Source organism: Novosphingobium sp. JCM 18896 (genome assembly GCF_025938095.1).
Classification (GTDB): domain Bacteria; phylum Pseudomonadota; class Alphaproteobacteria; order Sphingomonadales; family Sphingomonadaceae; genus Novosphingobium.
The window spans coordinates 465,842-478,348 of record NZ_JAPCZF010000005.1; the positions used below are offsets into that span (position 1 = coordinate 465,842).

Sequence of the window (12,507 nt, forward strand, 5' to 3'; positions counted from 1 at the left end):
TGTCGATCGGCGAAGTGCCGATCAGGCGAAGGTTTCGACCAGGCCCGGACGGACGTCTCCGGTCAGCCGGCGATAGATCGCGACGAAATAGGCCGACAGGAAGATTGTCGACAGCAGGCCCATTGCCAGAGTGAATACCCCCGACACCAGCGGATTGGCCTGGGTGATCGCGATCATCTGCATCGGCCCCCCGGCGATGCCCCACAGCACGAGGCTGGGTATTGCCATCACCAGCAGGAGGACGAGCAGCGTGGCAAAAATTTTCCAACGCGCGCCTTTGGACAGGCGCCGGCTTTCCTGCAGGGCGGCCCAAGGGCCCAGTTTTTGATCGACCATCGCCGGGATTGCGGCGGACCAGATCGTCACGACGATCAGCCCAGGTACGACCAGCAGTATCGAGCCGACGATGAAGGCCAGATACCAGATCAGATAGAGCACGATGAATTTGCCGACATTCGCGATCGAGATCGCGATCAGGTCGTTGAACGATACCGCGCCGCGCCGTTGCAGCATCGAGCCGACAAGGGCCGTCGTATTCCACCCCGCGATCACGATGCCGAGCAGCATGGCCAGCCAGTAGTAGGGCGAGGAGAACAAGGCGAGCTGATTGCCGGGCTGGGCCTGGGTGGTCAGCGCTTGGCGGCTGACGATCTGGCCGGCCAAGGTCGAGAGGACCATCGCGGGCAAGGCGTAGGCCAAGTGAAAGCCGAATCTGTCGCGGATGTTCTCGATCGTGTCGCCGATCACTCCGCCTATGCTGAACTCCTTCATCGTACCCCCTGGTTTCGACCGTTCCCCACGGCCCGAGCGCGGCGGATGTTTAGAGCGATCGGTGGCCATTGCCACGCCAGCTTGGTCCACATCCGTTGCATCCGTCGCGTGACCCAAGCCGCGACGGAATCTGCCGATCGGCAAAGCAAAACTTGGTTAACGAGACTTGCGGTATAAGCGGAGCGCCGGCAGTCTCGCCGGCAGGGATTGCTCGCGGCGTGGGCCGCGCGGGTGGGTTGATTGCGTCATTTGCTGGGTTTGCTCGGCCTGTTGGCGGGTGCGAGCATCGTCTCTCCTGCGGCCATCGGTCAGGACCACGCGGCGATCGCAAGCGTGTCGGTCCCGGTCGTCCAGCCGCTCCCCGGTCGCGTTCGTGTCGCGGTGATCGACAGCGGCATCGCCCGAACCCCTGAACTGCAGGCGCTCGTCACCAGCGAATTCGACATGGCGGCCGAGCCGGCGCGCCCGGCGTTCCGTCCGCGCGACAATCACGGGACCATGGTTGCGACGATCCTCGCGCGTGAGGCCAAGCGCCCGGTCGAGATCATCTCGCTGCGCATCGACGATCCCGCGGGCTGCCCCGTCGGCTTCAATCCGCCCTGCCAGGGCAGCGCCGCGCCGGTCGCCGGCGCGATCCGCAAGGCGATGGATCTCGGCGTTTCGGCGATCAACATCTCGCTGGCGATGAAGGACGATCCGCTGATCGTCGAGGCGGTGCGCGCAGCCGCCGCGCGTGGCATTCTCGTGATCCTCGCCGCGGGCAACGACGGGCACGATCGCCCAAGCAACCTCGGCGCGGCGCGCGCGGCCTATCCGGGCGCGGTGCTGGTCGGCGCGCTCGATGCCCAGGGGCAGCCGTGGAAGGGCACCAACCGGCCCGAGGCCGACACCACCGGCTATCGCTACGTCTGGCAGCGCGGTGTCGGCGTGCCGACCGCGCTGGCCGATGGTTCGGGCGCCATGGCGACCGGCACCTCCTTCGCCGCGCCGATCGAGACCGCGCACCTGCTCGACATGCGCGTCGCGCAACCGGGCGCCTGATCGTTCCAGCCTTCGCGCTTCACCGGGTCATCTTGCCGGGATAGCCTTGGTGTGCAGCAGGGCTTGCGGCATAAAATATGACCGATCCGTACTATTAATGGATGACCCGCGAGTCCGCCCGTTGTAGCGAAGCAAACAACAATGATGCGGGAGGAGAGGCGATGCATCCGAAATATCCCAAGGTTTTCTCGCCGATCCGGCTCGGCCCCGTCGAAATCCCGACGCGCTATTTCTTCGCCCCGCACGGTTCGGCGCTGAGCGCCGGTTCCAAGCCGCTCGACGATCTGGTCGCCTATAGTGCCGAGCGCGTGCGTGGTGGCGGCTGCGGGCTGGTCGTGGTGGCGCTGGCGATCCACGAGCGCGGACGCACGCGCCAGCCGTCGCCGCATCCGCCCGAGAACGTCGCCGCCTTCCGCGTCATGGCCGATGCGATCCACGCGGCCGGCGGCAAGATCTTCGGCGAGACGCTCTACCACTGGATCGGCGCGGGGCAATGGCAGGCGCTGAGCCCGCCGGCACCGTCGCTCGCGCCCTCGGTGCGGCAGTTCGGGCTCAACGGCCGCGCTGCCTCGACGCGGGCGATGAGCAGGGAGGAGATCGCGGGAATGATCGCCGCGATCCGTCAGACGGCCAAGCACATGGCCGAGGCGGGTTTCGACGGCATCATGCTCCACGCCAGCCACGCCGCCTTGGTCGAGCAGTTCCTCTCGCCCTATTTCAACCAGCGCACCGACGAATATGGCGGAAGCCTCGAGAACCGCATGCGCTTCGTCGTGGAGGCGCTGCAGGCGGCGCGCGACGGTGCGAACGAAGTCGCCGGCAGCGCTTTCGCCGTGGGCATGCGCTTCAATTGCGACGAGCAGATCGAGGGCGGCTACGGCACCGATACGGCATTCGAAGTGGTGCAGCATCTCTGCGAACGTGGCCTGCTCGATTACATCGATCTCGACGTCGGGCTCGAACCGCAGCAGTTCCACCACGGCATGCCCACGGGTTTCGAGCGCAAGCAATACTACCGGCCCTTCGTCGAGCAGGTGCGCAAGGCGGCGGGCGCGGTCCCCGTGCTGTCGGTGCTCGGCAACCTGACCGATATGGCCGATGCCGAAGCCGCGCTCGCCGACGGGGTCTGCGATGTGGTCGGCTCGGCGCGCCAGCTGATTGCCGAACCGCGTTTTGTCCAGAACGCGCGCGACGGGCTCGAGCATCTGAGCCGCACCTGCATCGCCTGCAACTGGTGCACCGCCGCGGGCGGCGACGGCGCGCAGGGCTGCGCGATCAATCCCGCGAGCTACCGCGATCGCGTGTGGAACGACGACAGCTTCACGCCGGCGGCGGAGAGCCGCAAGGTCGTGGTCGTCGGCGGCGGGCCGGGCGGGATGGAGGCGGCGCGAGTGGCGGCGCTGCACGGGCACGCGGTCACCCTGATCGAGAAGAACGCGCAACTGGGCGGCGCGCTGTCGCTGTGGGCCGGCTTGCCGGGACGCGAGCACTACCGCTCTGCGATCGACTGGTGGGCACGCGAAATGGCGCGGCTCGGGGTGGACGTACGAGCTGGAATCGAAGCCACGGCCGACGGCGTCCTGGCCGAGGCGCCCGATGCGGTGATCGTCGCCACCGGCGCGCGCTACAGCCCCGGCGGGCGCAGCATCAATTTCGACGCCGACCTGCCCGGTTGGGACCTGCCTTTCGTCCATCGCCCCGAAGCGATCCTGGCGGGCGGCGTGCGGCCGAGCGGCAAGGTCTTCGTGATCGATGCCGAGGGCTATCACACGGGCCCGGGTCTCGCCGAGATCCTCGCGGGCGAGGGCGCCGAGGTGCAGTTCGTCACCGCGACCTATTCGCCGGTCTCGGGGCGCAACACCGACAACTGGGAAGAGCGCTACATCGTCGCGCGGATGAAGCGTGCCGGCGTGCGCCTGCGCCCGAGCACCTGGGTACGGCGGATCGAACCGGGCGCGGTCGTGCTCTACGACGTTCACACCGGCGAGGAGCGGCGCGAGGCGGCTGACGCGGTGATCCTGTCGACCGCGCGCGAGCCGATCGACGACATCGCCCGCGCACTCGAAGGCAAGGTGGCGCAGCTCTTCACGATCGGCGACGCGCTCGCCGCGCGCATGCTCGCGGCGGCGCCCTACGAAGGCCAGAAGTTCGCCCGCCTGATCGGCGAACCCGATGCGCCGGCGACGATCGGCGAAGCCTGGTTCGCGCCCGATCCGCTCGAAACGGCGATGCTGCCGGCCGACCTTCCACGGCGGCATTGACCTTCGTTCAGCCGCGAGCAAGTCTCGCCGGGTGATCTTGACCGGACGTTGGGGAAGGGGCCGTCATGACCGAAACCGTGCGCAAGGAACGCTCGCCGGGGATCAAGCTGCTGCTCGCCAGCCTGATCGGGCTGGCGCTCGTGATCCCGCTGATGATGGTCTATGCGCTGGTCTGGGACCGGCAGAGCCAGTCCGAAACCGCGCAGAATTCAATCAATGCCGGTTGGGGCGGGCCGCAGGTGCTGGCCGGGCCGGTGGTCGTCGTGCCTTTCCGCACGACCGAGACGCAGAACGAAACCGGCTCCGACGGCAAGACCACGACGCGCACGGTCGAGGTCGAGAAGCTGCTCTACATCTCGCCCGTGCAGAACGACGTGACCACCGCGATCAAGCCCGAGGAGCGGCGCAAGTCGATTTACCGTTCGGTGCTCTACGAAGCCCAGGTCAAGGGCAAGGCGAGCTTCGCGCTGCCCGCCGACCTGCCGCGCTTCGGGGTGACCGCCGACAAGCTGATCTGGGACCGCGCCGAACTGCGCCTGGGTGCTTCGGATGCGCGCGGGCTCACCACCGGCGGCACGCTCATGGCCAATGGCCAGGCGCTCGCGGTGCAGCCGGGCAAGGGACCGGGCGCGACGGGCGGACAGGGATTCTTCGCCTTCGTCCCGTGGACGGGTGCGGGTACGCTCGCGGTCGACTATGCCTTCGGGCTGCGCGGCAGCCGCTCGCTGAGCCTGGTGCCGCGCGGCGGCCAGACCAAGTGGGACGTGACCTCGCCCTGGGCCAGCCCGAGCTTCGGCGGTGCCTTCCTGCCCGAGAAGCCGCAGATCTCGGACAAGGGCTTCAAGGCCAGCTACACGGTCGACAAGCTCGCGCTCGGCCAGGCGCCGGTCGCGACCGACGATCAGGGACCGCCGGTCATCGACACCGGTGCGCCCGACGGACCGTCGAGCCGGATCGGCATCACCGTCGACGGCGTCAGCACGAGCTCGGGCCAGGCCCTGGCCGTCACGGTCGGACTGATCGAGCCGGTGAACCTCTATTCGAAGGTCGATCGCTCGGTGAAGTACGGCTTCCTGTTCATCGGCTTCACCTTCCTCGCCTTCCTGCTGTTCGACGTCGTCGGCGGCGCGCGCGTGGCCGCGGCGGAGTACCTGCTGACCGGTGCCGGGCTCGTGCTGTTCTTCGTGATGCTGCTGGCCTTCGCCGAGGTGATCGGCTTCACCGCCGCCTATCTGCTCGCCTCGGCGGCGATCATCGGCCTGCTCAGCGCTTACAGCGCGGCCGTGCTCAAAAGCTGGCGGCGCGGACGCTTCATCGGCGCGCTGCTGGTCGGGCTCTATGCCCTGCTGTTCGTGCTGCTCAACCTCGAGGCCTGGTCGCTGGTGATCGGCTCGGTGTTGCTGTTCGCTGCGTTGGCCGGGGTGATGTACGCGACGCGCAAGGTGGACTGGAGCGCGGTCGGCCGCGCTCCGGGCTCAGCGCCAGCGTAGCCGGTCGCGGTTGAGTTCGGCGACGCTCTTGACCCCCATCAGCTTCATGCCGCGCTCGATCTCGTCCTTGAGCAGGCCGATCGCGCGCTCGACGCCGGGCTGGCCGGCGGCGGCGAGGGCATAGAGGTAGAGGCGACCGCCCGAGGCGCAGTCGGCGCCCGCGGCCAGCGCCTTGAGTGCGTGGGTGCCGCGACGCACGCCGCCGTCGCAGATCACCTCGATCTGCCCGCCGACCGCGTCGACGATCTCGCGGACCTGATCGAACGGTGCGCGGCTGCCGTCGAGCTGGCGGCCGCCGTGGTTCGAGATCATGATCGCATCGGCGCCCATCGCCACCGCGCGCCTGGCGTCGGCGACCGACATCACACCCTTGAGCGCGAACTTGCCGCCCCAGTCCTCGCGCAGCTGCTCGGCCATCTTCCAGTCCATCGACGGGTCGAGCATCGTGTTGAAATAGCCGGCGATCGACACGGCCTCGCCGCTACCCTCCTTCACATGGGTGTCGAGGTTGGGCAGCGCGAACTTCTCGCGGAACACGTAGTCGAGCGCCCAGCGCGGCTTGATCGCATAGGACAGCGCCGACGAGGGGGTGAACTTCGGCGGCGAGGTGAAGCCCGAGCGCGCGCAGCGCTCGCGCTTGCCCGAGACGATCGTGTCGACCGTCAGCGCGATCGCATCGAACTTCGCGGCCTGGCAGCGCTCGATCATCGAGCGGTTCAGCCCGCGGTCCTTGTGGTAGTAGAACTGGAACATCTTCGGCGTCGAAACGAGCGCGCCGATCTCTTCGATCGACACCGTCGCGAGGCTCGAAATGCCGAACCACAGGCCGAACTTCTCGGCCGCCTTGGCCACGGCGCGTTCGCCCTGCCAGTGGAACACGCGCTGCAGCGCGGTCGGCGAAAGGATCAGCGGTAGCGCGCTCCTGCGACCGAGGATCTCGACCGAGGTGTCGATCTCGTGCACCCCCGCGAGCACGTCGGGGACGAGGTCGCAGTCGGCATAGGCCGCGGTGTTGCGCCCCTTGGTCAGTTCGTCGTCGGCGGCGCCGTCGATGTAGTCGAACACCGGCCAGGGCAGGCGCTGCTTCGCGAGAAGCCGGAAATCGTCGATGTTGTGGCAGTCGGTTAGGCGCATGAGCGCTCGCTAGCGCAAGCGCTCAAAAGCAACAATCCTCACCGAAGAGACAGGGGGCTCAGTCGGCGCGCTGGACCATCGGCCGCGAGACATAGCGCACCGCGCGGGTATCGCTGCGGCTGCTGCCGCTACTGCTGTTGGTCGGTTCGGCGTCGGCCGGCCGCGCGCGCGGCGGTTCCCTGCCGGCTTCGAGCGCGGCCATGCGTTCGTTGAACACGTCGAGCGTGGCCGAGCGCGCCGGATAGCGGCAGCCCTTGCCCTGGCCGATGCCCTTGAGGAACGAGCGCCGCGCGACGCCCGAGAGGATCGCCGCCTGCAATGCGCGGTCGCGGCTGTTGGCGCCCGAGACCTCGCGGATCAGGCCGCGGAAGGGGATGAACGAGCCGACCACCGACTGCGCGACGCGGCCCGGCGTGGTGCGCTTGCCCTCGGTCTGCGGCATGTCGACGTCCTCGCCCAGCACCGCATCGAGATCGCCGATCGCGGTCGCGAGCTGGCGGCAGGTCGACAGCCCGCTCAGCGTGTAAGGGCGCTCCTCGGCGGCGAGCAGGATCGCCGGAATCTCGTCCTTCTTGAGGTTGAGATCGGTCGCGGGCGTGGAGACCACGTCCTTGGCGCTGACGTCACGTTGGGTGATCGGCTTTTCGGGCTCATCGGGTTCGGCGAGCGCGGGGGCGGTCGCGAGCGCCATAGCCGAAAGCGCGAGCCAGCTCATCTTACGCATGCGAATCTCCAACCGCCGTGTGCCTTGCCAGGGTTCCATCGAAGCGGCGCCGGCGCGACACGACCCGTCCTACCGCCTCAGATCGGCAAACGTGTCGCAGGCGTCCTCGTTCCCGCTTTCGAGTCCCTTGCGCAGCCATTCCATGCGCTGCGCACTTGAACCGTGGGTGAAGCTCTCGGGATTCACGCGCTGGCCGGCGTTCTTCATCAAGGTGTCGTCGCCGATCGAACTGGCCGCGGTCAGGCCTTCCTCGATGTCGCCGGGCTCGATGCGGTCCTTGTTTTTCGCGGCCCAGACGCCGGCGTAGCAGTCGGCCTGAAGCTCCATGCGCACCTGCAGGGCATTGGCCTGGCCCTGGTTCTGCTCCTGCGCGCTGCGAACCTGGCGCGACAGGCCGGTCAGGGTCTGGACGTGGTGGCCGTATTCGTGCGCCATGACATAGGCGCGTGCGAAATCGCCGCCGGCGCCGAGCTTCTGCTCCATCTCGCGGTAGAAGTCGGTGTCGATGTAGATGCCGTTGTCGCTGGGGCAGTAGAACGGCCCCATCGCGCTCTGCGCCGCGCCGCAGCCCGAGCGACCCATCTGCGAGTAGAACACCAGCTTGGGCTGTTGGAACGGCACGTTCGAGCGCTCGAAGATCGGCTGCCAGGTGCGGTTGAGCGAAGCCAGCGCGTTGCAGGTTTCGCGGCTGACCGCGTCGACCGAGCAGCTTTCGCTGAGGCTCTTGGGCGCGCCCTGCGGCTGCATCGGTGCCGATTGCTCCTGCGATTGCTGGAGGCCGCCGAGCATCTGCGTGGGGTCTACGCCGAACACCACCGCCGCGATCAGCGCGATCACCAGGGTGCCGCAGCCGATCTTGCCGCCGGCCATGCCGATCGGCAGCATGCCGCCGCGCTGATCCTCGACGTTGATGTCGCGAGGATCGAAATCGTCGAGGCGCATTGGCCTTCTTCCTCCCTTCGCCGCACTTGCGTCGATCATGCCGCAAGTGCGAATACCGCTGACGCAATCCTAGCTGACAACCCCATGGAGTCGAGCATGTTCCTCAAAGGCAAACGCGCCCTCGTCACCGGTTCGACCTCGGGTATCGGCCTGGCCGTCGCGCGGGCGCTGCATGCGGAGGGCGCCGAGATCGTGCTCTCGGGCTTCGGCGAAGCAGAGGCGATCCAGGCGCTTTGCGACGAGCTTTCGGCGCGTCACGTCGCCGGCGACCTATCGCAGCGCGACGGCTGCGAAGCGCTGATGGCGGCGGCGGGGCCCGTCGATGTCCTGGTCAACAATGCCGGCATGCAGCACGTCGCGCCGATCGAGGAGTTCCCGGTCGAGAAGTGGGACATGATCCTGGCGCTCAACCTGACCGCGGCGTTCCACACCAGCCGTCTGGCCGTGCCGCACATGAAGGCCGCGGGCTGGGGGCGGATCGTCAACGTCGCCTCGGCGCATTCGCTGACCGCATCGCCGTTCAAGTCGGCCTATGTCGCGGCCAAGCACGGGCTCGCCGGGCTGACCAAGACGCTGGCGCTCGAACTGGCGACCCATGGCGTCACAGCGAACTGCATCAGTCCCGGCTACGTCTGGACGCCGCTGGTCGAGAACCAGATCCCCGACACGATGAAGGCGCGCGGCCTGACGCGCGAGCAGGTGATCGAGGACGTGCTGCTCGTGCGCCAGCCGACCAAGTCCTTCGTCCAGCCGAGCGACATCGGCGCGATGGCGGTGTTCCTGTGCAGCGAGGCCGCAGCCAACGTGACGGGGGCCAACATGAGCATGGATGGCGGTTGGACGGCTGAATAAAACCTCTTGGTTAACAGTCATAAATCTTGATGACCCTAGGCGATGCTGTAACTTGACCGGATGAACAGGGGCAGGCTTGCGATCATCGGTTGCATGCTGATGACGGGTCTCGGCCTGTCTTCAGAGAGCCTCGCTGCGTCGCGTCGCGACACGGTGCTCGAAGCCCAGCTGATGCAGCATATCCGCGCACTGGCCAGCGACGATTTCGAGGGGCGTGAGCCCGGCACCGACGGCGAGGCGAAGACCCTGCGCTATCTCGCCAAGCAGTGGTTCGACATCGGCCTCGTCTCGGGCACCAACACGCCTGGTCACGAATGGTTCGCTCCGGTCACCCTGATCGCGCGCGAGCCGGCCTCGTCCTCGGCGATGTTCACGCGCAAGGGCCGCCGGCAGTACGTACCGCGCGACGCGGTGCTGATGCTGACCTCGGGGCGGCGCGCGCTGGTCAAGGATGCACCGGTGCTGTTCGTCGGCCGCGGGCAGGGAGCGCTACCCGCGCGCAGCGAGCTGGCCGGGCGCATCGCGTTGCTGCTCGATGCCGGGATCGACGACAGCGAGCGCCAGAACGCGCTGCTCGCAGCCGGCGCCTCGGCGGTGCTGACCGTGCTCGACGGCGATCGCACGCTCGACAGCGTTGCCGCGCGGCGTCGGCGTTCGGGTTATGCCCTGGCCGAAGACGATGTCGGCGGCGATCTCGAAGGCTTCATCACGCGCGAAGGCGCAGTGGCGCTGTTCCAGGGCGCCTCGCGCAGCCTGGACGGGCTCGAGAAGCTGGCCGTGGCACCGGGCTTCGCGCCGCAGCCGCTCGAACTGACCGCGACGCTCGAGGCGACGAGCACCGAGACGACGATCAAGACGCACAACCTGATCGGCAAGATTCCGGGGCGTCGTTCCGATGCCGGCGCCGTGCTGTTCCTTGCGCATTGGGACAGCTTCGGGCGCTGCGCCGAACCGCCGGCCGAGGACCAGATCTGCAACGGTGCGATCGACAATGCCAGCGGTCTGGCCGTGCTGACCGAGACCGCGCGTCGGCTGGTGCGCATGCCGCCGGCCGATCGCGACATCTACTTCCTTGCCACCACGGCCGAGGAACTGGGCCTGCTCGGCGCGCATGCCTTCGCCGACAATCCGCCTTTGCCGCTGGGTCAGATCGTCGCGGCCTTCAACATCGACAGCTTCGCCATCGCGCCCGCGGGCACCCCGATCGCGATCGTCGGCAAGGGCATGACCTCGCTCGACGCGCAGATTGCCGCCGTGGCCCGGCAGCAGAAGCGCAAGCTCGTCGCCAGCGACGGGATCGACGCCTATGTCCGCCGCCAGGACGGCTGGGCATTGCACCAGCACGACATTCCCGCGGTCATGGTCACCAGCGCCTATGGCGACATGGCGCGGCTCGAGGCCTTCTTCGAGGGCGGTTACCACCGCCCCAAGGACGACCTGTCGCAGAAGATCGAACTCGGCGGCGCGGCCGAAGACGTCGCCTTCCAGGTCGCGCTGGGCCGCTGGTTCGCCGACGTCCGCCGCGTTCCCCGACGGAGCGAGGGGAAGAAGTAGGGACTGCTTCCTCCCCCTTGATGGGGGAGGGATACGGAGGCTTGGCGACTTGTCGCCTAGCCGGAGTTGGGTAGGGGTGATTTTCGCCGGCTGATGCATCGGTCGACTGCGCACTCACCCCCATCCAGCTGCGACTAGGTTCGCTGCGCTCACCAAGTCTTCGCATCCTTCCCCCATCGAGGGGGAAGGACAAGGTGCAATTCAGCCCTAGCGGTATCGGGCCGGCTTGATTACATGGGCCGCCACGAATCCAACCGCGAAAGGCGCAGTGGCACCATGGACATCCCTCTCGGCCTGACTTTCGACGACGTCCTGCTGCGTCCGGCCGAGTCCGACTTCCTGCCGAGCGAGGCCGACACCCGCACGCGGCTGACGCGCGAGATCGGGCTCAACATTCCGGTCATCTCCTCGGCGATGGACACGGTCACCGAAGCCGACATGGCCATCGTCATGGCGCAACTCGGCGGTATCGGCGTGCTCCACCGCAACCTCACGGTCGAGGAACAGGTTGCCGCGGTGCGCGCGGTCAAGCGCTTCGAGAGCGGCATGGTGGTCAACCCGATCACGATCACGCCCGACGCCACCCTGGGGGATGCCCAGGCGATCATGCAGGCGAACCGCATCAGCGGCATCCCCGTGGTCGAGGCCAGCGGCAAGCTCGTCGGCATCCTGACCAACCGCGACGTCCGCTTCGCCGCCAACCCGGCCCAGCCGGTGCGCGAACTGATGACGCACGAGAACCTCGCCACGGTGAAGCTCGGCGTCGATCAGGAAGAGGCGCGCCGCCTGCTGCACCAGCGCCGCATCGAGAAGCTGCTGGTCGTCGACGATGCCTTCCACTGCATCGGCCTGATCACGGTCAAGGACATCGAGAAGGCGGTCAACTTCCCCAACGCGACCAAGGACGCCTCGGGCCGCCTGCGCGTCGCCGCGGCGACGACCGTCGGCGAAAAGGGCTTCGATCGTACCGAGGCGCTGCTTGCGGCCGAATGCGACGTCGTCATCATCGATACCGCCCACGGCCATAACAAGGACGTGGCCCGCGCGGTCGAGCGCGTGAAGAAGCTGTCGAACTCGGCGCAGGTCATCGCCGGCAACGTCGCCACGGCCGAAGCGACGCGCGCGCTGATCGATGCCGGCGCCGATGCGGTCAAGGTCGGCATCGGCCCGGGCTCGATCTGCACCACGCGCATCGTCGCGGGTGTCGGCGTGCCGCAGCTCACCGCGATCATGGAAGCCGCGGCCGAGGCCGCCAAGTCGGGCGTGCCGGTGATCGGCGACGGCGGTCTGCGCACTTCGGGCGACGCCGCCAAGGCGCTCGCCGCGGGCGCCTCGACGATCATGATCGGCTCGATGCTCGCGGGTACCGAGGAAGCGCCGGGCGAGAGCTTCATCTACCAGGGCCGCGCCTACAAGTCGTACCGCGGCATGGGCTCGGTCGGCGCGATGGGCCGCGGTTCGGCCGATCGCTACTTCCAGGGCGACATCAAGGACCAGATGAAGCTGGTGCCCGAGGGTATCGAGGGCCAGGTGCCCTACAAGGGCCCGGCCAAGGACGTGATCCACCAGCTCGTCGGCGGCATCCGCGCGGCGATGGGCTATACCGGTTCGCAGTCGATCGACGACCTGCGCACCAAGGCGCAGTTCATCCGCATCACCAATGCCGGCCTGCGCGAGAGCCACGTCCACGACGTCTCGATCACGCGCGAGGCGCCGAACTATCCGACCCGGTAAGCGG

10 protein-coding genes are annotated in these 12,507 nt (G+C 67.8%); 6 read left to right on the plus strand and 4 right to left on the minus strand.

Annotation, left to right across the window (positions count from 1 at the left end; translation table 11 throughout):
• Positions 1-21 precede the first annotated feature (21 nt).
• Positions 22-840 carry a DUF975 family protein gene (locus tag OLX23_RS19395; protein WP_264446702.1) on the minus strand — a complete coding sequence of 273 codons (819 nt, stop codon included), beginning with the start codon at positions 838-840 and terminating at the stop codon, positions 22-24.
• 171 nt (positions 841-1,011) lie between these two features.
• On the opposite strand from OLX23_RS19395, the gene OLX23_RS19400 reads away from it, so the two are divergent.
• The 3 genes from OLX23_RS19400 (at position 1,012) to creD (ending at position 5,563) form a co-directional block, all read left to right on the plus strand.
• Positions 1,012-1,812, plus strand: coding sequence for a S8 family serine peptidase (locus OLX23_RS19400; protein WP_264446703.1), 801 nt, complete (start codon positions 1,012-1,014; stop codon positions 1,810-1,812).
• Positions 1,813-1,973: 161 nt separating this feature from the next.
• Entirely contained in the window at positions 1,974-4,073 is a 2,100-nt protein-coding gene (locus OLX23_RS19405) for an FAD-dependent oxidoreductase (protein ID WP_264446704.1), read from the plus strand.
• A gap of 65 nt (positions 4,074-4,138) precedes the next feature.
• Positions 4,139-5,563: a cell envelope integrity protein CreD gene (gene creD, locus OLX23_RS19410; RefSeq protein ID WP_264446705.1), complete on the plus strand. Its 1,425-nt coding sequence runs from the start codon at positions 4,139-4,141 to the stop codon at positions 5,561-5,563.
• Here the strand turns inward: creD and OLX23_RS19415 are convergent.
• The 3 genes from OLX23_RS19415 to OLX23_RS19425 all read right to left on the minus strand — a co-directional run bounded on the left by OLX23_RS19415 (position 5,549) and on the right by OLX23_RS19425 (position 8,363).
• Positions 5,549-6,697: an alpha-hydroxy acid oxidase gene (locus tag OLX23_RS19415; RefSeq protein WP_264446706.1), complete on the minus strand. Its 1,149-nt coding sequence runs from the start codon at positions 6,695-6,697 to the stop codon at positions 5,549-5,551. The two genes, creD and OLX23_RS19415, sit on opposite strands and share 15 nt — an antisense overlap.
• A 58-nt stretch (positions 6,698-6,755) precedes the next feature.
• Entirely contained in the window at positions 6,756-7,421 is a 666-nt protein-coding gene (locus OLX23_RS19420) for a hypothetical protein (RefSeq protein ID WP_264446707.1), read from the minus strand.
• A 69-nt stretch (positions 7,422-7,490) separates the two neighbouring features.
• Complete coding sequence (locus OLX23_RS19425) at positions 7,491-8,363, minus strand: neutral zinc metallopeptidase (protein WP_264446708.1); 873 nt, start codon at positions 8,361-8,363, stop codon at positions 7,491-7,493.
• Between the two features lie 96 nt (positions 8,364-8,459).
• On the opposite strand from OLX23_RS19425, the gene OLX23_RS19430 reads away from it, so the two are divergent.
• The 3 genes from OLX23_RS19430 to guaB all read left to right on the plus strand — a co-directional run bounded on the left by OLX23_RS19430 (position 8,460) and on the right by guaB (position 12,503).
• Positions 8,460-9,215, plus strand: coding sequence for a 3-hydroxybutyrate dehydrogenase (locus tag OLX23_RS19430; RefSeq protein WP_264446709.1), 756 nt, complete (start codon positions 8,460-8,462; stop codon positions 9,213-9,215).
• Between the two features lie 93 nt (positions 9,216-9,308).
• Positions 9,309-10,769, plus strand: coding sequence for a M28 family metallopeptidase (locus OLX23_RS19435; protein ID WP_319641337.1), 1,461 nt, complete (start codon positions 9,309-9,311; stop codon positions 10,767-10,769).
• A gap of 276 nt (positions 10,770-11,045) precedes the next feature.
• Complete coding sequence (gene guaB, locus OLX23_RS19440; RefSeq protein ID WP_264446710.1) at positions 11,046-12,503, plus strand: IMP dehydrogenase; 1,458 nt, start codon at positions 11,046-11,048, stop codon at positions 12,501-12,503.
• Positions 12,504-12,507: the final 4 nt, after the last annotated feature.

Bases quoted from the DNA above. Each gene is read 5' to 3' on its own strand.
- OLX23_RS19395 (WP_264446702.1), bottom strand. From the start codon at position 840: ATGGCCACCGATCGCTCTAAACATCCGCCGCGCTCGGGCCGTGGGGAA.
- OLX23_RS19430 (WP_264446709.1), top strand. From the start codon at position 8,460: ATGTTCCTCAAAGGCAAACGCGCCCTCGTCACCGGTTCGACCTCGGGT.
- OLX23_RS19435 (WP_319641337.1), top strand. From the start codon at position 9,309: ATGCTGATGACGGGTCTCGGCCTGTCTTCAGAGAGCCTCGCTGCGTCG.
- OLX23_RS19405 (WP_264446704.1), top strand. From the start codon at position 1,974: ATGCATCCGAAATATCCCAAGGTTTTCTCGCCGATCCGGCTCGGCCCC.
- OLX23_RS19425 (WP_264446708.1), bottom strand. From the start codon at position 8,363: ATGCGCCTCGACGATTTCGATCCTCGCGACATCAACGTCGAGGATCAG.
- creD (WP_264446705.1), top strand. From the start codon at position 4,139: ATGACCGAAACCGTGCGCAAGGAACGCTCGCCGGGGATCAAGCTGCTG.
- OLX23_RS19415 (WP_264446706.1), bottom strand. From the start codon at position 6,697: ATGCGCCTAACCGACTGCCACAACATCGACGATTTCCGGCTTCTCGCG.
- OLX23_RS19420 (WP_264446707.1), bottom strand. From the start codon at position 7,421: ATGCGTAAGATGAGCTGGCTCGCGCTTTCGGCTATGGCGCTCGCGACC.
- guaB (WP_264446710.1), top strand. From the start codon at position 11,046: ATGGACATCCCTCTCGGCCTGACTTTCGACGACGTCCTGCTGCGTCCG.